Source organism: Nodosilinea sp. E11 (assembly GCF_032813545.1).
Lineage (GTDB): Bacteria > Cyanobacteriota > Cyanobacteriia > Phormidesmidales > Phormidesmidaceae > Nodosilinea.
Map to the genome: position 1 here is coordinate 1,228,689 of NZ_CP136520.1, position 24,943 is coordinate 1,253,631.

Below are 24,943 nucleotides of genomic sequence, written 5' to 3' on the forward strand. Positions count from 1 at the left end.
CTGGCAATCTGCAATACCTTTTGCAGCAGGCCCTAGGCGATCGGTAGGTACTCACGCACATCGGTGACCTGGCCCGCCACCGCCGCCGCCGCCACCATAGCCGGGCTCATCAGCAGGGTACGCCCCGAGGCCGACCCCTGCCGCCCCTTAAAGTTGCGATTCGATGACGAGGCACTGATCTGCCGCCCCTGAAGCTTGTCGGGGTTCATGGCCAAACACATTGAGCAGCCCGCCTCTCGCCACTCAAAGCCAGCAGCGGTGAAGATTTGGTCGAGGCCTTCGGCTTCAGCCTGCTGTTTCACCCGTTCAGACCCAGGCACCACAAACGCTTTTACCCCTTCGGCCACGGTACGGCCCTGGGCCACTTTGGCCGCCTCTCGCAGGTCGCTAATGCGTCCATTGGTGCAGCTACCGATAAAACATACGTCAATAGCAGTGCCCTTCAGGCTTTGGCCAGGGGCAAAATCCATATAGGCGAAGGCGTCTTGGGCCAATACTTGCTCTTCGTCGGGCAGGCTGTCGGGGGTCGGCAAGGTTTCGTTGATGGCGATTCCCTGGCCGGGGGTAATGCCCCAGGTCACCGTAGGGGCAATGGCAGCGGCGTCAAACACCACTACGTCGTCGTACTCGGCGTCGGTGTCGCTGCGTAGGGTATCCCACCAGGTCACAGCTTGGTCCCAGGCCTCGCCTTTGGGGGCAAAGTCGCGTCCGTTTAAGTAGTCGTAGGTGGTTTGATCGGGGTTGACGTAGCCGCAGCGGGCTCCCCCTTCGATCGCCATATTGCAGAGGGTCATGCGCTCTTCCATCGACATGGCTTCGATCGCAGTGCCGGCATACTCGTAGGCATAGCCCACGCCGCCTTTGACCCCCAGCTTGCGAATAATGTGCAGCACCACGTCTTTGGCATAGACTCCGGCGGGCAGAGCGCCATTGACCTCAATGCGGCGCACCTTGAGCTTGCCGAGGGCCAGGGTTTGAGAGGCTAGCACATCGCGCACCTGGCTGGTGCCAATGCCAAAGGCGATCGCCCCAAAGGCTCCATGGGTAGAGGTGTGGCTATCCCCACAGGCAATGGTCATGCCCGGCTGGGTCAGCCCTTGCTCTGGCGCAATCACGTGCACAATGCCCTGACTGCCCGAGCCAATGTTGTAGAACCGAATGCCATGCGCTTGGCAATTTTGCTCCAGCGCTTGCATCATGGCTTCGGCCAAGGGGTCAGCAAAGGGGCGGGCCTGGCTCTCGGTAGGCACAATGTGATCGACAGTGGCTACCGTGCGATCTGGGTACATGACCGTCAGCTGGCGCTCGCGCACCATGGCAAAGGCTTGAGGACTGGTGACTTCATGCACCAGGTGCAACCCAATGAATAGCTGGGTCTGCCCCGAAGGTAGCGTACCTACGGTGTGTAGATCCCAAACTTTGTCGAACAGCGTACCCTTACTCATGGCAGACCTGTAGGCAATATGCAGTAGTGATGAAAACAATGGCGAATGCGTTGCCAGTGTTTTATCTTAGCCCAAAGCCTCTACCCCATTGCTTTATCCCTACCTCCAAAGGCCGAGGCTGCAACTGTACCCAGCGGTGCTTGCTGTCCCTTTATCGATTCTTTACCATCTGCTGGTAGGTTTCGACATGGTGTTTCCACATGGTGTGGTTTCAGCCTTGGGTAAACGCCGCAGGCTCTGACTAAAACCATGCCCTCCAACGAGGAACCAACCAATTTAATTCACCAGGAGATAGATCATGGGTTTTCTAGGCAAATTGTTTGGCAAAAAAGAAGAGGAGAAAGCTAAGTCCTCCCCCAAAGTCAACGTCAGGCAAGCCGCTACTACCGCTAAGGTCGACGCAGCTAAGGTCGGTATCGACGGTCAGTTCGACGAGAGCGGCTTGGCAAAGCGGGTGGCACTGGCCTTTGACCAGGCGGGGCTGTCTGACAATGTGGGCCTTTGGGTGGCCCAAACTGGCTCCACCGTGGTGCTGAAATATAACCCCGATGCCCAGGGCGTGCTAGAGCAAGCCAAGAAAATTGCGATGACTGTAGACGGAGCTACCGCCGTTAATGCCCAGCCTAACGCTTAAGGTTGAGCCTGCCCCCTTGTCCCTTCTGACCTAAGACGGGAGTTAGCTAGGGTGAAACCCCTTCTATTAGCGCCAAGCCCCCAGGTCCTAAGGGGGCTTGGCGTTTTGATGATTAAAATTTTTAAGAAAACAGCTAACCTGACTGACTCCAAACCCTGTAGGGGCGTAGCATGCTACACCCCTACAGGGTTCCTGGTTTTGAAGCGGGGTTTTTCCAACTCGGATTTCGTCTGACTCTCCGTTTTTCTGGAAATGTTTTAACTAACTTAATTTAGCCAGACTGGCTACAGCTATAGGGTTTAGTCCCAGCAGCAGTATTCAGTTGAGGGGCTTGGTCAAGCTGTACCTGTTCTAGTAAGCGACAGGCGCTGGCCACCGGAGAAAGACCGCTGATATCTACCTGAGGAATGCTCTTGGGGTGACGCTCTAGGTCATGGCGGTAAGCGCGATCGTAGTAGTCGAGAATGATGGTGCAGGCCCCTCGCAAGTTGCCCGATCGAATATGCTGAATCGCCGCTTGGGTGCGATCGCCCCCTAACCGCTTACGAATACGTTCTGTCGCGGCTACCAAGCTATCTGGGGAAGCAGCCCCGTAGATGTCTACCAACAGATCAAGGCGTTCATCGAGCGATCGCACCACCTCCACCGCCGGAGCCGCCTCCATTTGCTCAAACAGTTCCTGGGGAATGCGGCAGGTGCCCACCCGACGGCTTTCTGCCTCTAGCCAGATCGGACGGTGGTGGGCAAAGGCTGCCCACTGCGCCGCCAGCAAGTTTTCGTAATGCTCTGTAGAGGGCTGTGGGGGCAGCAATAAGGCCCCAAAGCTGCTGCCTCGGTGGTTAGCCAGCGCTTCAAGATCGAGTACGGATTCGCCTAGAGCAGCTAGCTCCTGCAAAATGAGGGTCTTGCCACTGCCGGTCATACCCCCTAGCACCACAATCGGTTTCGCGATCGCCAAGGTTTCGCGCACCCAGCGCCGGTAAGATTTGTACCCTCCAGCCAAGCTCTGTACCGTAAACCCGGCCAGTTCTAAAATCCAGCCGATGCCGCCACTGCGCATACCCCCGCGCCAGCAATGCACTCGCAATTGGCGATCGGGAGCCAGCGACTTCGCTAGGCGGACAAACTCGCCGCACTTAGGTCCAGCCAGGTCAAACCCCAGCTCCACGGCAGCTTCGCGCCCCACTTGCTTATAGCAGGTGCCCACCTGTGCCCGTTCTGAATCGGTAAAGAGAGGAAAACTGACTGCGCCAGGAATATGGCCCTGGGCATATTCTCCAGGGCTACGCACGTCAAGAATTGGGCCTGAGCCTTGCAAAAAATCGTCAATGCTGAGGGGCGTTGGCATGGGCAGACAGGCAAAACTCCCAGAGGTGGCTAGGCCAGGGCGGGTAAAACCAGCCTAAGTCTTTATAAGTCTTTAGTGTAATGGGGTTTAGCCTAGTGGAGGTTGAGACAACAGGCTGGAGCGGCGCATAAGCTGGGGCAGATACCACCTACTCCCGTTGCGATCGCCCCTCAAATGCGCGTTGCCAGACCGTGATCCAGCGCCGTGCATTGGGTTCATGCGTCTAGCACCTCATACTCCCGTTGCTCGCCCCGGCGGTAGAGGCGAGTCTTCACCTTGGGGTAGTCACAGATATCAAAATCCAGCCGCAGGCCGCCGACCAGGTAAACTAGATCTTCCTCAAACGGATTGCTCAGACTGTGGGCTAGGCCACCAGCCGCAAAGCCCATAAAATCGCCGGGGCCAACCTCAACCGTGCTTTCACCGATTTCTGCCACTCCCCGACCCGAGAGAATGTACAAAAACTCTTCTTCGGCTTGGTGGCGGTGGTACTGGGTAGAGTCATGTCCTGGTTCTATCCGTACTCGGTGAATACCGAGGTGCTGGAATCCTACTGCGTCGCCCAAAGCTTTGCTGTGGCGGATTGCCCTAGGATTGAGAGGATGGACAACGATCGCTTCGGGCAAGGCTGCGATCGCGCTGTCTGTCAACAACGGCCCAGGTGTTTGTGAGCTAGTCATAGGCAATCCATAGAACTTAAGGTTTTTTGCAGCTATCCGGGAGTTAGAGGGGTTAGGGTAAACACATCATGAAGTCTACACTTGCACAACTTACCGCCCGGTTTGACCAGGCCCTCGTCGCTGCCTTTGGCGAAGAGTTAGCGGGCACTGACCCTATGCTAGTGCCCACCAGCAACCCCAAGTTTGGCGATTACCAGGCCAACTTAGCCATGTCGCTGGCCAAGCCGTTGAAGGGAAATCCCAGGGCGATCGCTGCTCAAATCGTCGAAAAACTTGACCTCAGCGACTTCTGTGAGCCTCCCGAAATCGCCGGCCCCGGCTTCATCAACCTGCGCTTTAAAACCGCGTATTTAGAAGATCAGCTGCGAGCCATCCAAGCCGATCCGCGCCTAGGGGTCGCCCTCGCCGAACAGCCCCAACGGGTGATTGTCGATTTCTCTAGCCCTAACATTGCCAAAGAAATGCACGTGGGCCACCTACGCTCTACCATCATTGGCGACTCCATCGCTCGGGTGCAGGAGTTCATGGGCCACAACGTGCTACGCCTCAACCACGTGGGTGACTGGGGCACCCAGTTTGGCATGCTGATTACCCATCTCACAGAAGCCTGTCCTGAGGCCCTAGAAACTGGCTCTAGGGTCGATATTGGTGACCTGGTCGCTTTCTACAAACAGGCTAAGCAACGCTTCGATGTAGACGATAACTTCAAAGCCCGCTCCCGAGAGGCTGTGGTCGATTTGCAATCGGGTAAAGATATTGCCACTAAAGCTTGGAAAGCTCTCTGTGAGCAGTCTCGTCAAGCCTTCCAAAAGCTCTACGATCGCCTCGATATTACTATCCAAGAGCGGGGCGAATCCTTCTACAACCCCCTGCTGGCCAACGTCGTCAATGACTTAGAGAGCCAAGGGCTCTTGGTCGAAGACCAGGGGGCCAAAGTAGTCTTTGTCGATGGCTTTACCAACAAAGACGGCGATCCCCTACCGCTGATCATTCAAAAAACCGACGGCGGCTATAACTACGCCACCACTGACCTGGCCGCCATTCGCTATCGCACCCAGCAGGACAGGGCTGAGCGCGTGCTCTACGTGGTAGACGCGGGCCAAGGTAACCACTTTGCCCAGGTATTTCAGGTAGCTGCCAAAGCTGGGTGGATTCCTGACGGAGTAGAGCTCACCCATGTGCCCTTTGGCGTGGTGCAGGGGGAAGACGGCAAAAAGTTTAAGACCCGCGCCGGCGATACGGTAAAACTCAAAGATTTGCTAGATGAAGCGGTCAGTCGCGCCCGCACCGACCTAGAAGCCCGCATTCAAACCGAATCACGACAAGAAACCGAGACCTTTATTCAAGACGTGGCCGAAGCCGTCGGCATCGGTGCCGTCAAGTATGCCGACCTCAGCCAAAATCGCACCAGCAACTACATCTTTAGCTTCGACAAAATGCTGGCGCTGACGGGCAACACGGCCCCCTATATGCTCTATGCCTACGTACGAGTGCAGGGCATTGGCCGCAAGGGTGAGATTGATTTAGACAACTTGCCCACCGACGCCCGCATCCATCTCGAAGACGACAGTGAGTTTGCCCTGGCCCGCCACCTGCTCCAGCTCGACGAAGTGCTCGGGGAGGTAGCACAAGAGCTCTACCCCAACCGCCTCTGCCAGTACCTGTTTGAGCTAAGCCAAAAGTTCAATCAGTTCTACGATCGCTGTGCCGTGCTTCAGGCCGCTGAACCTCAGCGTACCTCACGACTACTGCTATGCGATCTGACCGCTAAAACGCTTAAGTTGGGTCTTTCCCTCCTCGGCATTCGTGTCTTGGAACGTATGTAGCCTGTGTGTCACGACTAAATCAGTCTAAAGAGAGACGTTATTCGACTTAAACCATGTTTTGCTCAAGATAAGTGCCTAATAGTGGCAAGGCTGTAAAATTTACAAGCCTATTTGATCGGGTGTGCTTCTATAGCTAGAACTGAGTTTTTCAATCCTACAGCTAGTAGTTTTTCTTTCTACAAAAAGTGCTCAAAGTCCTATTTTTGCAGGACTTTACACTATCTTGAGGATTTATTTAAAGCTTCATTCCCAGAAATAATGAAATACCAAAAAGCTGGTAACTCCTGATACTCTTCTTGTTGAAAGGAATCGCTTTTTGGGAATGCTAGCGTTGCATCTAGAATCAGTTATTTAGTCTAGAGTTGAACGATCACCATGGCCTACGCGGTAGTTGGTCACTACAATGCTGGCTTAGTCGGCCTATCGTTTGGTGTAGCGATTTTGGCGTCTTACACTACTTTGAGTTTGGGTCGTCAGATCTTAGCGACAACCGGTTGGCGGCAGTGGCCATGGCTCATCGGTGGTGCGTTAGCTATGGGAACAGGCATTTGGGCAACCCACTTCATTGCCATGCTAGCGCTGGAGATGTCTATGCCAGTCAGCTATGACCTACTGCTGACCGTTCGATCCTTAGTGTATGGAGTGCTGACCGCAGGGGTGGCTTTGGCGGTGGTCAGCCGTTCAGGCGTGAGTAAGTTAAGTCTGGGCGCTGGGGGTACAATTATGGGCTTGGCCATTGCCTGGATGCACTATACAGGCATGGGAGCTTTGGAGATGGCCGCTCAAATTAGCTATCAGTGGTGGTTGGTGGCGCTCTCAGTAGCCGTTGCGATGGTAGCCTCTACGATAGCCCTGGGGGTGACGCTGCGCTCTCAGCAAAGTCCTCTCCAGGGAAAGAGTTGGTCAGCCAACCTGGCCGTGCCCGCCTTGGGAATTGCCGTTGGTGGCCTGCACTACACAGGGATGGCGGGCACGCTATTTCAGCCTAGCGCGTTACCGGTATCGGCTATGGGCCTAGAGGCCAACCTGGATACGCGCTGGCTGGCCGTAGCGGTTGGGCTAGGGGCGGGCGTCATTTTGGTCATCACGCTCATCGTGTTGAAAGTGAATCAACGCCTGGCCCAGCGGCAGCTAGAGGAAGAAGCTCTAGCTCATAGCGAACAGCGGTTTCGCAGTCTAATTCGCGAGATGGGTGTGGGGGTCTTGCTGCTCAATGCCAACGCCGAAATTTTAATTAGCAACCAGGCCGCCCGACAGTTTTTGGGCCTTCCTGAAACAAGCCACTCTGATCTAAGGTTTGGTCAGACAGGCATTATTTGCCAAGACGACGGTTCGCCATTTTTGGCTACAGAGTTGCCGGTACAGCGAGCCATTTGCCAAAAAGCACCCATCGGAGACGTTGTAATTGGGGTAAGAGCTAATCAGACGGCCCCGCTGCGCTGGCTCTTGGTCAATGTTGACCCTCAACTCAGTGCGTTGGGTGAAGTAGAGCGGGTAGTGTGCACCTGTAGCGATATCACCATGCAGAAGCAGGCAGAGGCCGCTGTGCGGGCCGTAGCTAACCGCGAGAAAACGGTGATGCGGATTGTGCAGCGTATGCGCCAGACCCTCGATCTAGAAACGATTTTTGCGACGACCACTGCTGAGTTACAGCAGGCGGTCAACTGCGATCGCGTCTGGATCTATCGCTTTAACCCCGACTGGAGTGGCACAGTAGTCGCTGAAAATCTCGCTGACCTAGATGCCCCCTCCACTCTACTTATTCCTGGGAGTAGCCAACAGCTGATCGATCAATCTGACTGCAGTGCCCGTCAGATGCAAAACAGCGCCTTCGACGAGGGCTATTTGCTGTTAGAAGATACTTACCTGCAAGAAACCCAGGCCGAAACCTATCGCCAAGACCGCACCTATCATCGAGTCAACGATATCTATAGCGAAGGGTTTGACACGTGCTACCTAGAGTTTTTAGAGCAATGGCAGGTGCGGGCCTACGTCATTGTGCCAATTTTTGCCGGTAACCAGCTCTGGGGATTGCTCGGCATCTACGCCCACCACCAGCCCCGCACCTGGAGTCGTCACGAAGTCAAAACAGTGCTCCAGGTCGGTACTCACCTGGGGACGGCCGTACAGCAGGCCGATCTGTTGCGTCAAACTCAGCAACAGGCCGAGGCGCTAGCGATCGCCAAACGAGCTGCCGATGCCGCCAGCCAAGCCAAGGGCGAATTTTTAGCCAGCATGAGCCATGAACTGCGTACCCCGCTCAACGCCATTTTAGGATTCACCCAAATCTTGCACGATGACGCCACCTTAAAGGGCGACCATCGCGACTTGATCGACATTGTCAACCGCAGCGGCAACCATCTGTTAGAACTGATCAACAACGTGCTGTCGCTGGCTAAAATTGAGGCCAACAAAATCACCCTCGATGAAGCCGCCTTTGACCTGCATCAAATCCTTCAGGCCGTGGAGGACATGCTGCAACTCAAGGCTGAGGTTCGTGGCATTCGGCTTGAGGTGGTGCCGCCGCCACCATTGCCCTACCGCCTGTGGGCTGACCAGGGCAAGCTCAGACAAATTCTCATAAATTTAATTGGCAATGCGATTAAATTTACGGCCCAGGGTAGCGTCACGGTGAGGGCCAGCATCCAGAGCAGGCCCATGCCCCGCGCTAGTGACTCCACCAAAACCCACTGGCTTGAGGTGGTCGTACAAGACACTGGAGTGGGTATTGATCCAGGCGAATTAGCTCAACTATTTCAGCCCTTTGAGCAAACTCAGTCAGGCCGTCTGTCAGCTGAGGGCAGCGGGCTAGGGCTATCCCTCAGCCGTAATTTTGCTCAGCTCATGGGGGGTAGCATTACCGTCCACAGTAGGCCAGGGGAGGGGTCAATGTTTACTGTCAACCTGCCAGTCGGCATTGTTACTGCCCCCCTAGAGCCTGTATCGGCCAGTCGGGCGATCGCCCGACTGGCCCCCCAGCAACCCACCCGCCGCATCTTAGTCGCTGACGATGCGGCTGAGAGTCGTTTGCTCATGCGCCATTGGCTAGAAGCGGTGGGTTTTGAGGTGCGAGAAGCCCGCCATGGGCAAGAGGCCATAGACACCTGGCGCACTTGGCAGCCCCATATGATCTGCCTCGATATGCGCATGCCGGTGCTAGATGGCTATGGCGTAGCTCGCCAAGTACGCCAGTTGCCCGGCGGCGAGGCCACCATCATTGTGGCCGTAACCGCCAGCGTGTTTGAAGAGCAACGCTCAGACTGTATAGCGGCGGGCTGTAACGCCGTATTGCCCAAACCCCTACAGCGCTCAGTGCTCCTAGAGCACGTTGCCCACAGCCTGGGTTTGACCTATCAGTATGTCGATGCGATCGAGGCTGACTCAAAAAGCGCTCAGAGGGCTATTTTCTGCCGTGACCAAAGTCGTACTCCCCTTACCAAGGACGACTTTAGCGGCTTGTCAACCGACTGGCTTGGTCAACTTCACCAGGCCGCCCAAGCCGCCGACGATCGCCAGGTGCGCCAGCTCATCGCCCAACTCCCGGCTGATTATCAAGCGTTAGCCCAACGCTTAGACTGCCTGGTTGACGATTTTCGCCTCGATGTCATCATTGACTTGACTGCTGTTTCAACCGAATCTATCTCCCTGTAGCACCCGATTATGCTAACTACCCCACCCCCCACCCCTGAGGATGATGTAGACATACTGCTGGTAGACGACATCCCCGACAACCTGCGGGTGTTAGCGACAATTCTTGAAGCTGAGGGATATCGTTGTCGCAAAGCATTAGGCGGCACCCTAGCGCTCAACGCCATTGCCCTAGCCCCTCCCGATCTAATTCTGCTCGATATCACCATGCCGGTGATGGATGGCTTTGAGGTCTGCCGACGGCTCAAGGCAGACGAGGCTACCGAAAGTATTCCGGTCATCTTTTTGACCGCTCGCGACGCCGAAGCCGAAAAAGAGGAAGCCTTTAATTTAGGGGCAGCAGACTATATTGTTAAGCCCTTCATGGCCTACGAGGTTTTGCTGCGGGTCAAGCATCAGCTTGCTCTGCGACGGCAGCAGCAGCAGCTCACCGCTCAAAACCAGCAGCTCCAGGCCGAAATCAAAGAGCGTCAGAAAGTCGAGGTCGAGCTTCGCCGCCAGCGACAGCGGTCGGAGGAACTGTTGACCAACGTGCTGCCGTTTCAAATTGCCCAGCGCCTTAAGGACCGGGAGTCTTCGATCGCCGACCAGTTTGACGCAGTCACTATTCTGTTTGCCGATATTGTGGGCTTCAGCACTGTAGCGGCTCAATTGACACCTAGCAAACTGGTGCACCTACTCAACCAGATGTTCTCTCGCTTTGATGCTTTAGCGGCTACCTATCGGCTAGAGAAAATTAAAACCATCGGCGACGCCTACATGGTGGCTGCGGGGGTGCCGGTGGCCCGGTCCGACCATGCCCAGGCGATCGCTCAAATGGCCCTCGATATGCAGTCCACCATCGGTGATTTTCAACGGCCCGACGGCACCCCTTTCCAGCTGCGGATCGGCATCAACTCCGGCAGCCTAGTGGCTGGGGTAATTGGCATCCAAAAGTTCATCTATGACCTGTGGGGCGATACGGTCAACATCGCTAGCTTTATGGAAACCACCGGCAAAGCTGGAAAAATTCAGGTGTCTGAGCAGACTTATCTGCAGCTTAAAGACCACTTCACCCTAGAGCCCCGAGGCCCAATCAAACTCAAAAGCGGCGATCGCATGACCACCTACTGGCTACTTTCCCAGAACCAGGTGGTGTCGAGCCCGCTCTCAGCCACTGCCCTCGATGATTCGCCCAACCCAACCCTATGCTGCGGCTAGGGCACCTCGCGAAAGGTGCCCTAGCTAGCTTGAGCTAGGCTCAATGAGTTGGCTAACCAGCTTCTCTCCTACCGATTAACCCTCAACCGCCGCCGCCACCTCTAGTGGCACCGGCACGGCGGTATTCCCTAAAGCCGCATTCACAAGCCCCATGAACAACGGATGGGGCGCACTGGGCCGCGACTGAAACTCGGGGTGAAACTGGCTAGCGATAAAGAAGGGATGGTTGGGCAACTCAATAATCTCTACGAGACGGCCATCGGGGGAGGTGCCGCTGACGCTATAGCCAGATTCTACAAATAGATTGCGGTAAGCGTTGTTGAACTCGTAGCGGTGGCGGTGGCGTTCGTAGACCACCTCTTTGTCGTAGAGGCGACGGGCCAGTGTGTCGGGAGCTAACCGGCAAGGGTAGAGGCCCAGGCGCATGGTGCCGCCTAGATCTACCACATCCTGCTGCTCGGGTAGCAGGCTAATCACTGGATTGAGGGTTTCGGGCGTAAACTCAGAACTATCGGCCCCTTCTAAGTGGGCCACATTACAGGCCCATTCCACCACCGAACACTGCATGCCCAAACACAGACCCAAAAAGGGAATGCCGCGCTCCCGTGCGTACTGAATCGCCTGAACTTTGCCGCCAATACCGCGAGAGCCAAACCCTCCCGGCACCAAAATGCCATTCACCCCACTAAGGTGGGTATCTGGGCCTTCACTTTCAATATCTTCGGAATTGATCCAGCGAACATTGAGAGCTGCCCGGTGGGCGATCGCCGCATGGCGTAGAGCCTCTACCACCGACAGATAGGCATCATTAAGGCTGACGTATTTACCCACAATGGCAATATCAACCGGACGACTGGAGCTGTAGAGACCATCGACTAGGGCCTCCCATTGGCCCAGGTGGGGCTGGCGCTGATCTAGCGACAATATTTTCATGGCCTGGTGGGCCAACCCCTCCTGCTCCAGCTTCAGGGGAACCTCGTAAATACTGCTGGCATCCTGGCAGGTGACCACCGCTTCGGCGGGCACATCACAGAACTCGGCAATTTTTTCCTTCATCGGCTGGGGCAGCGGGCACTCACAGCGGCAGACCAAAATATCGGGCTGGATGCCGATAGAGCGCAGTTCTTTCACCGAGTGCTGGGTAGGCTTAGTTTTAAGTTCCCCGGCTGAGGCAATCCAGGGCACTAGGGTAACGTGCATATAGAGCACGTCTTGGCGACCCACATCCTTGCGAAATTGGCGAATTGCCTCCAAAAACGGCAGCGACTCAATGTCGCCCACAGTGCCCCCAATTTCGGTAATCACCACGTCGGGGTTGGTGTTGCGGGCCACCCGGTGCACCCGCTCCTTAATTTCGTTAGTAATGTGGGGAATCACCTGTACCGTCCCCCCTTGGTAGTCGCCCCGGCGCTCTTTATTGATCACGGCCTGGTAGATAGAGCCGGTTGTGACACTGTTAAGCCGCGACATGGCGGTATCGGTGAAGCGCTCGTAGTGCCCTAAATCTAAATCGGTTTCTGCACCATCTTCGGTGACAAACACCTCCCCGTGCTGAAAGGGGCTCATGGTGCCGGGGTCAACGTTGATATAAGGATCGAGCTTAAGAATAGAGACAGAGTAATCTCTCGACTTGAGCAAGCGACCCAAGCTGGCAGCCACAATGCCCTTGCCGATGCTTGACACCACACCGCCAGTTACAAATACAAACTTCGTCATAGCAGCCCAACCCAGACCCAAGGAGCGTTAACCCGTTAATTGTGCCACAGGGGCCGGGCGATTCACGTTAACGATGCCTTCTGTCTACCCCTGTGTCCAGCGCCGACGGATTTAAATGGCTGCTCCCTCGTTGTTTCCCAATTCGGGCTGCACCCGCCGCTGCACCGAGTCGCCGTGGGAGGGCAGCCCCTCGGTCTCAGTCAGCACCGCGATCGCATCGGCCACTCCCTTCAAAGCCTCAGGGGAATACTGCATCAGGCTAGAGTGCTTCATAAAGGTCTCAGTCGACAGCGGCGAGGCGTAGCGGGCCGCGCCTGACGTCGGCAGCGTGTGGTTGGGGCCAGCTAGGTAATCGCCCACCGCTTCAGGGGTAGAGTGGCCTAGAAAAATCGCCCCCGCATGGCGAATCTGCTCCAACAAATCCCAGGGCTCAGCTACTTCGAGCTGAAGGTGCTCAGGGGCAAAGCCGTTGGATAACTCAGCTGCCATCTCCAAACTGTCGACCACAACAGCCAGGCCAAAGTTTGCGATCGCCTTTTCAGTCAAAGTTTGGCGTGGATGGCCAGCAAGCTGTCGGTCTACCTCAGCCGCCACACGCTCAGCCAACGCTTCGCTGGTCGTAATCAAAATAGCAGCAGCGATCGGATCGTGTTCTGCCTGGGCCAACAAATCAGCCGCCACATGGGCGGGGTTAGCCGTGTGGTCAGCAATCACCAGCACCTCCGAGGGGCCGGCCAAGGAGTCAATGCCCACTGTGCCAAACACGAGTTTCTTAGCCAGGGTGACGTAGATATTGCCAGGGCCAGTAATGACATCGACCGCTGGAATAGTTTCAGTGCCATAGGCGAGAGCCGCGATCGCCTGCGCCCCCCCCACTCTGTAAATCTCAGTAATCCCCGCCTCTTGGGCCGCCACTAGCACCGCCGGGTTGACGGCCCCAATCTTGCTCGGTGGCGTCACCATCACCACCCGCTTCACCCCAGCGACCCTAGCTGGAATGACATTCATAATCACAGTACTGGGGTAAGCTGCCCGCCCACCCGGTACATACAACCCGGCTCGATCAACGGGAGTGTAGCGCTTACCCAACACCACACCATTATCTTCAAAGCGCACCCAACTCTGGGGCACGCGATGGCGGTGGAAGGCCTCTACATTTTTACAAGCCAAGCGAATCGCATCGAGCAAGCCCTTGCTCACCTGCTGGTAGGCCGCGTCTAGTTCAGCCCCTGAGAGGCGCAACTCCTCAGCCTGGAGCGTGACACCGTCAAAATCTGCGGTGTACTGCACCAAAGCCTGATCGCCTTGGCGACGAACGGCATGCAAAATCTCTCGAACCGTTGCTTCCTTATGAACGACCTGGTCGTCGTGGGTGCGCGCACAGATGCGTTGTAGCTCTGTCTTTGCCTCGGTCAGCTGATGAGTGATGCGGAGCATTACAGCCAGGAATCCAGATAAGCTAGCAAGGTGAAGTTCGCTACGCCAACCACCCCAGGGAGGTGGAGCATCCCGAAAAGGCAATCAACACCAGCGTTCTAACATCCTAATCGATCTAACGAATAATTTGGCAGTAAACCAAAGCTTTCAATTGCAGCAATAGGTGCTAACATGTTTTATCCAGTCAATGTAATCTTGTTAAGCTAGGGCGAGTTGTGGCAAACATTAAGTCTGCACTGAAACGAATTCAAGTGGCCGAGCGCAATCGGCTCCAAAATCGATCTTACAAATCGGCGGTCAAAACCCTTACCAAAACCTATCTCGCTGCGGTCGAGGCCCATAAGGCTGCTCCCAGCAGTGAAACCGAGAAACAAGTGGCAGCAACTATGGCCGCTGCCTACAGCAAAATCGACAAAGCTGTGAAATGTGGTGTGATTCACCGCAACACTGGTTCCCGCAAAAAGTCTAGACTGGCGCGGGTTCTCAAAGCACAGGAAGCGACAGGGGCTGCCTCCTAGGGGGTCTCCCTTGGGTTACGGATACGCTAGGCTGCCTGCCCTTTTTTGTCGCTGCATCTGTTATGCCTCTGGTTGATACCCACGTACATCTCAACTTTGATACGTTTGCTGGGGATCTCGATGAACTGGCCCGGGCCTGGAGACAGGCCGGGGTTTCAGCTTTGGTGCATTCTTGCGTCGAGCCGGGTGAGTTCCCGGCCATGCAAGCCATCGCCGATCGCATTCCAGAGCTTTACCTGGCCGTAGGGCTACATCCCCTCGACATGGATAAGTGGTTGCCGTCTACGGCAGCGCAGATCGCTGAGTTGGCGGCTTCCGACTGCCGAGTTGTGGCCATTGGTGAAACCGGTCTAGACTTTTTTAAGGCTGATAATGCGGTACTTCAGCGGGAGGCCTTTTGGCAGCAGTTGACCATCGCCCATGGCCTAAACCTGCCGGTGATTGTCCACTGTCGCGATGCAGCTCTCGCCACTGCCCAGGTGATCCGCGAGTTTCAGCGCACAGTTGGTGCGATAACGGGCGTCATGCACTGCTGGGCAGGCACCCCAGAGGAAACCCAATGGTTTTTAGATCTGGGGTTTTACATTAGTTTTAGTGGCATCGTTACCTTCAAGAATGCACATCAGGTTAAGGCTTCGGCCCAAATGGTTCCCAATGACAGACTGCTGATAGAAACGGACTGCCCGTTTCTATCGCCCGAGCCAAAACGCAAGGAGCGGCGTAACCAGCCGGCCTTTGTTTATCATGTGGCGGCTAGTCTGTCCAGCCTGCGCCAAGTCGATTTTGACGTTTTAGCCCAAATCACCACTCATAACGCTTTGACGTTGTTTAAATTGCCAAAATCATCCTTGTTATCTCCCCTGGGTTCTAATCTACCCCCCATACCAACCCCGGCAGGCTGTTAGGCGGTTGGTTGAATGCGTCGGGTTCTAGCCTGTTCGCCTATGCCACCACCAATCTGTTCTGCTATTCCTTAACCGTTCCCCTCTGTTCCAGACGCGTCGTTAGATCTTGGCCAACCTGCGCCTGGCCAACCTGCACTAGGAGACCCATGACTGAAACCACCGTTTACCAAACTACTCCCAACTTTGTTCTGCCTGACCTGGTAGAAATTCAGCGGTCTAGCTTTCGCTGGTTCCTAGAAGAAGGATTGATCGAAGAACTGGAAAGTTTCTCACCTATTACCGACTACACCGGTAAACTTGAGCTGCACTTTCTCGGTAAGCAGTACAAGCTCAAGAGTCCCAAGTACGACGTCGATGAGGCTAAACGGCGGGATGCCACCTACGCCGTGCAAATGTACGTGCCCACTCGGCTAATTAACAAAGAGACTGGGGAGATCAAAGAGCAAGAGGTCTTCATCGGCGATCTGCCCTTGATGACCGATCGCGGCACTTTCATCATTAACGGTGCTGAGCGCGTGATCGTCAACCAGATCGTGCGTAGTCCTGGGGTTTATTACAAATCTGAAACAGACAAAAACGGTCGCCGCACATACAACGCCAACCTGATTCCCAACCGAGGAGCCTGGCTGAAGTTTGAAACCGACAAAAACGACCTAGTGTGGGTGCGTATCGACAAGACGCGCAAGCTCTCGGCGCAAGTGCTGCTCAAGGCGCTCGGTCTCACCGACAATGAGATCTTTGATTCCCTGCGCAACCCTGAATATTTTCAAAAGACGATCGAAAAAGAAGGGCAGTTCAGCGAAGAAGAGGCTCTGCTAGAGCTGTATCGCAAGCTACGTCCCGGCGAACCCCCCACCGTGGCGGGGGGTGAACAGCTGTTGCACTCTCGCTTTTCTGACCCCAAGCGCTACGATCTGGGTCGGGTAGGTCGCTACAAGATCAACCGCAAGCTGCGCCTCAACGTGCCCGATGCCACTCGGGTGCTGACCCCCACCGATATTCTGTCGGCGATCGACTACCTGATCAACCTGGAGTTTGATGTCGGCTCCATTGACGATATTGACCACTTAGGCAACCGCCGGGTGCGGTCTGTAGGTGAGCTGCTGCAAAACCAGGTGCGGGTGGGTCTAAACCGCCTAGAGCGCATCATTCGGGAGCGCATGACGGTTTCCGACTCTGACTCGCTGACCCCAGCTTCGCTGGTTAACCCCAAGCCCCTAGTGGCAGCCATTAAAGAGTTCTTTGGCTCTAGCCAGCTCTCGCAGTTTATGGATCAGACCAACCCCTTGGCGGAGCTGACCCACAAGCGCCGAATTAGCGCCCTTGGCCCTGGTGGTCTGACTCGGGAGCGGGCAGGTTTTGCTGTACGCGACATTCACCCCTCTCACTACGGGCGCATCTGCCCGATCGAAACACCAGAAGGACCGAACGCGGGTCTGATTGGCTCCCTGGCTACCCACGCTCGGGTCAACGAATTTGGTTTTATCGAAACCCCCTTCTTTAAGGCCGAAAACGGTCAGGTCTTCAAGGATGTAGAGCCGATCTACATGACCGCCGACGAAGAAGACGATCTGCGGGTGGCTCCCGGTGACATTGCCACCGATGAGAATGGCTACATCATTGGCGACACCATTCCGGTGCGCTATCGCCAAGACTTCACCACCACCGACTCCACCGAAGTCGACTATGTGGCGGTGTCTCCGGTGCAGATTATCTCGGTGGCCACCTCGCTGATTCCTTTCCTTGAGCACGATGACGCCAACCGTGCCCTGATGGGATCAAACATGCAGCGTCAGGCAGTTCCCCTACTCCAGCCAGAGCGGCCCTTGGTCGGTACTGGGCTTGAGGCCCAGGCGGCGCGGGACTCCGGCATGGTGATTATCAGCCGCACTGACGGTGAGATCGTTTACCTAGATGCCGATCTAATCAAGGTGCGTGACCCTGAGGGTAACGTTCACGAGTATGAGCTGCAAAAGTATCAACGCTCTAACCAAGACACCTGTCTAAACCAGCGTCCGATTGTTTTCCCTGGAGAGCAGGTGCTAGCGGGTCAGGTCTTAGCCGATGGCTCTGCCACCGAAGGCGGTGAACTAGCCCTGGGACAAAACATCCTGGTAGCCTATATGCCCTGGGAAGGCTACAACTACGAGGACGCGATTCTGCTCAGTGAGCGTCTGGTGTATGACGACGTATACACCTCAATCCACATTGAGAAATTTGAGATTGAGGCTCGCCAGACCAAGCTGGGGCCTGAAGAAATCACTCGAGAAATCCCTAACGTGGGCGAAGACTCGCTTCGTCAACTCGATGAAACCGGCATCATTCGGATTGGAGCTTGGGTAGATTCGGGCGACATTCTGGTGGGTAAGGTGACGCCTAAGGGGGAGTCGGATCAGCCGCCAGAAGAAAAGCTGCTGCGGGCCATTTTCGGTGAAAAGGCTCGAGATGTGCGGGACAACTCTCTGCGAGTACCTAACGGTGAAAAAGGCCGTGTGGTTGACGTGCGGGTGTTTACCCGCGAGCAGGGGGATGAGCTGCCGCCCGGTGCCAACATGGTGGTGCGGGTTTATGTGGCCCTGAAGCGCAAGATTCAGGTGGGCGACAAAATGGCTGGCCGCCACGGCAACAAGGGCATTATCTCCCGCATCCTGCCGGTAGAAGATATGCCTTACCTGCCCGACGGTACACCCATCGATATTGCGCTCAACCCCCTGGGTGTACCTTCCCGGATGAATGTGGGTCAGGTGTTTGAGTGTTTGCTGGGCTGGGCTGCCGACAACCTCGACTGTCGCTTTAAGGTCATTCCCTTTGACGAAATGTATGGTGAAGAGGCGTCTCGTAACTCCACCCACGGCAAGCTGATGGAGGCACGGGAAACCACGGGTAAAGACTGGGTGTTTAACCCGGATGACCCCGGCAAAATTCAGCTGCGAGACGGTCGCACGGGTGAACCTTTCGATAAGGCTATCACCGTAGGCCGGGCCTACATGCTGAAGCTGGTGCACTTGGTTGATGATAAGATCCACGCCCGATCGACGGGTCCTTACTCGCTGGTGACCCAGCAGCCCTTGGGCGGTAAGGCTCAGCAGGGTGGTCAGCGCTTTGGTGAGATGGAGGTGTGGGCGCTAGAGGCCTTTGGCGCAGCCTACACCTTACAGGAGTTGCTGACGGTCAAGTCTGACGATATGCAGGGCCGAAACGAGGCGCTTAACGCCATTGTCAAGGGCAAGTCGATCCCGCGGCCCGGCACGCCTGAGTCGTTTAAGGTGCTGATGCGAGAACTGCAATCGCTCTGTTTAGACATTGCGGTGCACAAGGTCGAAACCAGGGAAGATGGCACCAGCCGTGACACTGAGGTGGATTTGATGGCCGATGTTAACAGCCGCCGCACCCCATCTCGCCCTACCTACGAGTCCATTGCGAGGGACGAAGAGCTAGAGGAAGTTGAAGAATAATGTCGTGAGCGATCGCTCCCTTTAACCCCGACTCTGGGGCGGTTGTTCCCCTGCGATCGCCCCATCCCAACCCGGCAGGGTTAGCCCAACCCTGCTCCGCCCAGATTGCGCTTACAAGGAAGACATCAGCATGGCCAAGCTAGAACAGCGATTTGACTACGTCAAAATCGGACTCGCCTCCCCCGAACGCATTCGTCAGTGGGGCGAACGCACCCTCCCCAACGGGCAGATCGTCGGTGAAGTGACCAAGCCCGAAACCATTAACTACCGTACCCTCAAGCCTGAGATGGACGGATTGTTCTGTGAGCGCATTTTTGGCCCTGCCAAAGACTGGGAATGTCACTGCGGCAAATACAAGCGGGTGCGTCACCGGGGCATTGTCTGTGAGCGCTGTGGCGTAGAAGTCACCGAATCGCGGGTGCGCCGCCACCGGATGGGCTATATCAAGTTGGCGGCTCCGGTGGCCCACGTGTGGTATCTCAAGGGGATTCCTAGCTATATCGCCATTTTGCTAGACATGCCTCTGCGGGACGTAGAGCAAATTGTCTATTTCAACGCCTATGTGGTGTTAGATCCGGGCAATGCCGACAATCTGAGCTATAAGCAGCTGCTGACAGAAGATCAGTGGATTGAGATCGAAGATCAGCTCTACGACGAGGAGACGGAGCTTGCAGGCGTTGAGGTCGGCATTGGGGCCGAGGCTCTCCAGCGGTTGCTGGAGGATTTGGAACTCGAGGCTACCGCAGAAAAGCTACGGGAAGAGATCGCCAACTCCAAGGGACAAAAGCGAGCCAAGCTGATCAAGCGACTGCGGGTAATCGACAACTTTATCGCTACTGGCTCCAAGACTGAGTGGATGGTGCTGGATGTGATTCCGGTGATTCCGCCCGATCTGCGACCGATGGTGCAGCTAGACGGCGGACGGTTTGCCACCTCCGACCTCAACGATCTCTACCGTCGAGTCATCAACCGTAACAACCGTTTAGCCCGGCTTCAGGAAATTCTGGCTCCTGAGATCATCGTCCGCAACGAGAAGCGGATGCTCCAGGAAGCAGTTGACGCGCTGATCGACAATGGTCGCCGAGGGCGCACCGTTGTCGGTGCCAATAACCGGCCGCTGAAGTCTCTCTCCGACATCATTGAGGGTAAGCAGGGCCGCTTCCGCCAAAACCTCCTGGGCAAGCGGGTTGACTACTCTGGTCGTTCGGTTATTGTAGTCGGGCCGAAGCTACAGATTCACCAGTGCGGCCTGCCCCGAGAAATGGCGATCGAGCTGTTTCAGCCCTTTGTGATTCACCGATTGATTCGCCAGGGGCTGGTCAACAACATTAAGGCGGCGAAGAAACTGATTCAGCACAACGATCCCAGCGTATGGGATGTGCTGGAGGAGGTGATTGAGAGCCACCCAGTGATGCTAAACCGAGCTCCAACCCTGCACCGCTTAGGGATTCAGGCTTTTGAACCGATCTTAGTGGAGGGGCGAGCGATTCAGCTGCACCCGCTAGTTTGTCCGGCGTTTAACGCTGACTTTGACGGTGACCAGATGGCGGTGCACGTGCCACTATCCCTAGAGGCACAGTCAGAGGCACGGTTGCTGATGCTGGCCTCCAACAACGTCCTATCCCCGGCGACCGGGCAGCCGATCATCACTCCATCCCAAGACATGGTGCTGGGCTGTTACTACCTGACGGCAGAAAACCCTGACGCCAATAAGGGCGAGGGGCACTACTTTGCTAGCATGGACGACGCCATCATGGCCTTTGAACAGGGCTTGGTCGATCTTCACGCTAAGGTCTGGCTGCGGTTTGACGGCGAGGTGGAGTCTGATCAGCCTACGACTGCGGCCCCAGAGCGCATGGAGTCTGAGGATGGCACCATCACGGAAATCTACCCCGATCGCCGCAGGCGGTTAGACAGCGAGGGCAACTTGATTTCCCAGTACATCAAGACTACTCCGGGCCGCATTATCTACAACAAAGCGGTACTTGATGCGATCGCAGGCTAAGAGCCATATCACCACCCATCACCACCAGACCACCACTACACAAGGCGAAACCCATGGCTGAGCAAGGGGCACCCCAAAACTCACTGATCTTTCGGAACCGCATCATTGACAAGAAGCAGCTTAAAAAGCTGATCTCGTGGTCGTTTACCCACCACGGCACCGCTCGCACCTCCCAGATGGCCGACCGCATCAAGGAGTTAGGCTTTAAGTACGCCACCCGCGCCGGGGTCTCCATCAGCGTGGAAGACCTTCAGGTGCCGCAAGAAAAGCGGCAGATGTTGGCTGCTGCCGAAGAGGATATTCGCATTACCGAAGAGCGTTACACCCGAGGTGAAATCACCGAGGTAGAGCGTCTAACTAAGGTAATTGACACCTGGAACGACACCAGCGAAGAGTTGAAGGATCAGGTGGTCAAGAACTTTAAAGAAAACAACCCGCTCAACTCGGTCTACATGATGGCATTCTCGGGAGCCCGAGGAAACATCTCCCAGGTCAGGCAGTTGGTGGGTATGCGGGGTCTGATGGCCAACCCCCAGGGAGAAATCATTGACTTACCCATTAAGACCAACTTCCGCGAAGGGCTGACCGTTACCGAGTACGTGATTTCCTCCTATGGTGCGCGGAAAGGCCTGGTAGATACGGCGCTACGCACCGCCGACTCGGGTTACCTCACCCGCCGTCTAGTCGACGTTTCCCAGGACGTGATCATCCGAGAGCACGACTGCGGTACGACCCGTGGCATTCCCCTGCGCAGCATGACTGACGGTGAGCGAGTGCTAATTCCCCTGGAGAATCGCCTACTGGGTCGGGTAGTGGCCGAGGATGTGGTTCATCCCCAAACCGGTGAAGTGCTGCTGGAGAAAGATCATCCCGTGTCTCCCGAGACGGCAGAAATGCTGGCCGAGGCTGGCGTAGAGGATGTCGTGGTGCGATCGCCTCTTACCTGCGAAGCCACCCGATCCGTATGCCGCCTCTGCTACGGCTGGAGTCTGGCTCACTCGGAAATGGTCGATCTGGGTGAAGCGGTAGGCATCATCGCCGCCCAGTCGATTGGTGAGCCTGGTACCCAGATGACCATGCGGACCTTCCACACCGGCGGTACGTTCACTGGCGAAGTGGCCCCCCGCATCCGGGCCAGCAAAGACGGTACCGTCAAATTGCCCAAAAACCTCAAGACCCGTGCCTTCCGCACCCGCTACGGGGAAGATGCCCTGATGCTGGAGTCGAACGCCGACGTAACCATCGAAGGCACCGGCAAAAACAAAACCGAATCTTTGCCCCAGGGCACCATTCTGTTTGTCAATGAAGGTGAAACCGTTCAGAAAGAGCAGCTTCTAGCCGAGTTGCCCTCCGCTGGCCGCACCCGCAAAGTGACCGAAAAAGCCACCAAAGACGTAACCTCCGACCTAGCTGGAGAAGTGAAATTTGCTGGCCTGGTACAGGAAGAAAAAACTGACCGCCAGGGCAACACCACTCGCCTGGCCCAGCGGGGCGGCCTGCTGTGGGTACTGGCAGGCGATGTCTACAACCTGCCCCCCAGTGCCGAGCCTGTGGTGCGCAACGGCGACTACGTCAACGCTGACGACACCCTAGCCGAAACCAAGCTCACCACCGAGCGAGGCGGCATGGTGCGTCTACCTGAGGCCGACGATGAAAAGGGGACTCGCGAAGTTGAGATCATCACCGCCTCGGTAATGCTCGATCAGGCTCAGGTCCGCAAAGAGCAGGGCCAAGGCCGCGAGCACTACTTCATCGAAACAGCCCACGGTCAGCGGTTCTCGCTAATTGCTACGCCAGGAGCCAAGGTGACTAGCGGCCAGGTGATCGCTGAATTAGAAGACGATCGCTTCCACACTCAAACTGGCGGCATCGTCAAGTTCTCGGGCGTTGATGTGGCCAAAAAAGGCAAGGGCAAGCAGGGCTATGAAGTCGTTCAGGGCGGCACCCTGCTGTGGATTCCCGAAGAAGCCCACGAGGTCAACAAAGACATCTCCCTGCTGATGGTGGAAGACGGCCAGTACCTGGAAGCCGGTACCGAAGTGGTCAAAGATATCTTCTGCCAAAACAGCGGTGTCGTTGAAGTTACCCAAAAGAATGACATTCTGCGGGAGATTTTGGTCAAGCCCGGCGACATTCACATGGTGGATGCCCCCGAGGATGTAATGGACCGCGACGGCACCCTAGTCAATGCTGGCGAAGAAGTCATGCCGGGTCTCGTGGCCGATGCTCTGCGCTACGTCGAGTACGTCGAAACCCCCGATGGCCCTGCCCTACTGCTGCGTCCGGTAGAAGAGTATGTGGTGCCCAACGAGCCTGCTGTCCCCAGTCAAGACAGTGCCGCCGATGCCACTGGCTCAATCAAGCTGCGTGCCATTCAGCGGATCCCCTTCAAAGATGGAGAACGGGTTAAGTCCGTGGTTGGAGTTGAGCTGCTACGCACTCAGCTAGTGCTCGACATCGAAGACGAGTCGCCCCACGTGGTCGCCGACATCGAGTTAGTACCCGACGACGATGATACTGACCTGATGCGCCTGCAAATGGTAGTGCTCGAAACCCAGGTGATTCGCCGCGACGTAGTGGCCGACCAAACCCAGGGCAGCACCGTGACCCGCCTGCTGGTGGAAGATGGTCAGCAAATTGAGCCAGGGGCCGTAGTGGCTCGTACCGAGATTCGCTGTAAAGAAGCGGGTGAGGTGCGTGGTATTCGGGAAGGGCAAGAGGCCATTCGCCGAGTGCTTGTGGTTCGGGAGACTGACCGGATGAAGGTCGATCTCCAAGGCAAGGAGCCAACCGTGCAAGTGGGAGACTTGGTAGTGGCCAACACTGACCTGGCCCCTGGCCTTAGCCATGAAGAGTCGGGTGAAGTCACAGCGATCGAGGGGGGAGAAATCTCCCTTCGCCTAGCCCGCCCCTACCGAGTATCTACCGGTGCTGTACTACACATTGAAGACGGCGACCTAGTACAGCGGGGTGACAACCTGGTGCTGCTGGTGTTTGAGCGGGCCAAGACTGGAGACATCATTCAGGGTCTACCTCGGATTGAAGAGCTGCTAGAGGCTCGCAAACCGAAGGAAGCCTGCGTTTTAGCTGAGCGGCCTGGGAATGCCCAGGTGGTCTACAGCGATGATGAAACCGTAGAGGTCAAAATCATCGAAGACGATGGCGTAGTCACTGAGTACCCGGTGAGCCCTGGCCAAAACGTCATTGTCTCTGACGGTCAGCGGGTCAGCACCGCTGAACACCTCACCGACGGTCCCGCTAACCCACACCAGATTTTGGAGGTGTTCTTCAAGTACAACCTCAGCCTGGGCCAGGGTATCCACGATGCGGCATTGGGAGCGCTGCAAAAGGTGCAGTCGTTCTTGGTGAACGAAGTGCAGTCGGTGTATCAATCCCAGGGCATTGACATCTCCGACAAACACACAGAAGTGATTGTGCGGCAGATGTCGTCGAAGTGCCGGATCGACGACGGCGGCGATACTACCATGCTGCCCGGCGAACTAGTGGAGATCTACCAGGTAGAGCAGGTCAACGAGGCCATGGCCATTACTGGTGGTGCCCCGGCAGAATATACTCCGGTGCTGCTAGGAATCACCAAAGCTTCGCTGAATACCGACAGCTTCATCTCTGCCGCTAGCTTCCAGGAGACAACTCGAGTGCTAACAGAAGCAGCCATTGAAGGCAAGTCTGACTGGCTGCGGGGCCTGAAGGAGAACGTCATCATTGGGCGGTTGATTCCGGCGGGCACGGGCTACAACGCCTACGAAGAATCCCCGGCCCCTGAGCTTGACCCTGCCTATGAGTCGGCCATTTTGGACGATGATATGGTGCTTCAGGATGTGGTGCTGGATGATTTTACAGCCCGCAGTTATGACCTGGAGGGCAACCTCAGCATGCTCAATGACGATGAGATGATTGGTGGCATGTCTGTAGAGGATAGTGGCCCTCGCCGCGACGGCAATGGCGACTTCCCCGGACTCGGCAACGGGATTAGCCTCGATGACGACGACGACCTGCTAATTGACGACAAAACCGAAACCCTCTAGGGTGTAGGCCTTAAAAATCCCCGGCTGATGTACATCAGCCGGGGATTTATTTTATTTAAAGCTACAGCTATTGAATTTGG

General features: G+C 56.0%; 14 protein-coding genes. 9 read left to right on the top strand and 5 right to left on the bottom strand.

All coding sequences use genetic code 11. The features are described from left to right. Positions 1-32: 32 nt before the first annotated feature. A complete protein-coding gene (gene leuC, locus RRF56_RS07890; protein WP_317037090.1) occupies positions 33-1,445 on the bottom strand; it encodes a 3-isopropylmalate dehydratase large subunit in 1,413 nt (470 codons plus the stop codon). Between the two features lie 298 nt (positions 1,446-1,743). Between leuC and RRF56_RS07895 the strand changes: the two genes are divergently transcribed. After that, positions 1,744-2,079: a hypothetical protein gene (locus RRF56_RS07895; protein WP_317037091.1), complete on the top strand. Its 336-nt coding sequence runs from the start codon at positions 1,744-1,746 to the stop codon at positions 2,077-2,079. A gap of 271 nt (positions 2,080-2,350) precedes the next feature. Here RRF56_RS07895 and mnmH read toward each other — a convergent pair whose 3' ends face one another. Together mnmH and RRF56_RS07905 are read right to left on the bottom strand one after the other, a co-directional pair. Beyond that, the gene (mnmH, locus tag RRF56_RS07900; protein ID WP_317037092.1) at positions 2,351-3,427 is read right to left on the bottom strand and encodes a tRNA 2-selenouridine(34) synthase MnmH; all 1,077 of its coding nucleotides are present in this window, start codon (positions 3,425-3,427) and stop codon (positions 2,351-2,353) included. 215 nt (positions 3,428-3,642) lie between these two features. Continuing rightward, the gene (locus RRF56_RS07905; RefSeq protein WP_317037093.1) at positions 3,643-4,107 is read right to left on the bottom strand and encodes a cupin domain-containing protein; all 465 of its coding nucleotides are present in this window, start codon (positions 4,105-4,107) and stop codon (positions 3,643-3,645) included. 68 nt (positions 4,108-4,175) lie between these two features. Between RRF56_RS07905 and argS the strand changes: the two genes are divergently transcribed. The 3 genes from argS to RRF56_RS07920 all read left to right on the top strand — a co-directional run bounded on the left by argS (position 4,176) and on the right by RRF56_RS07920 (position 10,781). Beyond that, positions 4,176-5,933, top strand: a complete 1,758-nt coding sequence (gene argS / locus RRF56_RS07910) for an arginine--tRNA ligase (protein WP_317037094.1) — start codon at positions 4,176-4,178, stop codon at positions 5,931-5,933. Positions 5,934-6,308: 375 nt separating this feature from the next. Beyond that, positions 6,309-9,584, top strand: coding sequence for an MHYT domain-containing protein (locus RRF56_RS07915; RefSeq protein WP_317037095.1), 3,276 nt, complete (start codon positions 6,309-6,311; stop codon positions 9,582-9,584). A gap of 9 nt (positions 9,585-9,593) precedes the next feature. Continuing rightward, positions 9,594-10,781 (top strand): adenylate/guanylate cyclase domain-containing protein, encoded by a 1,188-nt coding sequence (locus tag RRF56_RS07920; RefSeq protein ID WP_317037096.1) that lies wholly within the window; start codon positions 9,594-9,596, stop codon positions 10,779-10,781. Positions 10,782-10,856: 75 nt separating this feature from the next. Here the strand turns inward: RRF56_RS07920 and RRF56_RS07925 are convergent, their stop codons facing one another. Beyond that, positions 10,857-12,497 carry a CTP synthase gene (locus RRF56_RS07925; protein WP_317037097.1) on the bottom strand — a complete coding sequence of 547 codons (1,641 nt, stop codon included), beginning with the start codon at positions 12,495-12,497 and terminating at the stop codon, positions 10,857-10,859. Positions 12,498-12,608: 111 nt separating this feature from the next. Beyond that, positions 12,609-13,934, bottom strand: a complete 1,326-nt coding sequence (hisD, locus tag RRF56_RS07930) for a histidinol dehydrogenase (RefSeq protein ID WP_317037098.1) — start codon at positions 13,932-13,934, stop codon at positions 12,609-12,611. Between the two features lie 215 nt (positions 13,935-14,149). On the opposite strand from hisD, the gene rpsT reads away from it, so the two are divergent. The 5 genes from rpsT to RRF56_RS07955 all read left to right on the top strand — a co-directional run bounded on the left by rpsT (position 14,150) and on the right by RRF56_RS07955 (position 24,863). Then, complete coding sequence (gene rpsT, locus RRF56_RS07935) at positions 14,150-14,452, top strand: 30S ribosomal protein S20 (RefSeq protein ID WP_317037099.1); 303 nt, start codon at positions 14,150-14,152, stop codon at positions 14,450-14,452. Positions 14,453-14,514: 62 nt separating this feature from the next. Continuing rightward, positions 14,515-15,357 (top strand): TatD family hydrolase, encoded by an 843-nt coding sequence (locus RRF56_RS07940; protein ID WP_317037100.1) that lies wholly within the window; start codon positions 14,515-14,517, stop codon positions 15,355-15,357. Between the two features lie 146 nt (positions 15,358-15,503). After that, positions 15,504-18,812: a DNA-directed RNA polymerase subunit beta gene (gene rpoB, locus RRF56_RS07945; protein ID WP_317037101.1), complete on the top strand. Its 3,309-nt coding sequence runs from the start codon at positions 15,504-15,506 to the stop codon at positions 18,810-18,812. Positions 18,813-18,942: 130 nt separating this feature from the next. After that, the gene (locus RRF56_RS07950) at positions 18,943-20,817 is read left to right on the top strand and encodes a DNA-directed RNA polymerase subunit gamma (RefSeq protein WP_317037102.1); all 1,875 of its coding nucleotides are present in this window, start codon (positions 18,943-18,945) and stop codon (positions 20,815-20,817) included. Between the two features lie 53 nt (positions 20,818-20,870). Beyond that, the gene (locus tag RRF56_RS07955; protein ID WP_317037103.1) at positions 20,871-24,863 is read left to right on the top strand and encodes a DNA-directed RNA polymerase subunit beta'; all 3,993 of its coding nucleotides are present in this window, start codon (positions 20,871-20,873) and stop codon (positions 24,861-24,863) included. The last annotated feature ends 80 nt before the right edge of the window (positions 24,864-24,943 follow it).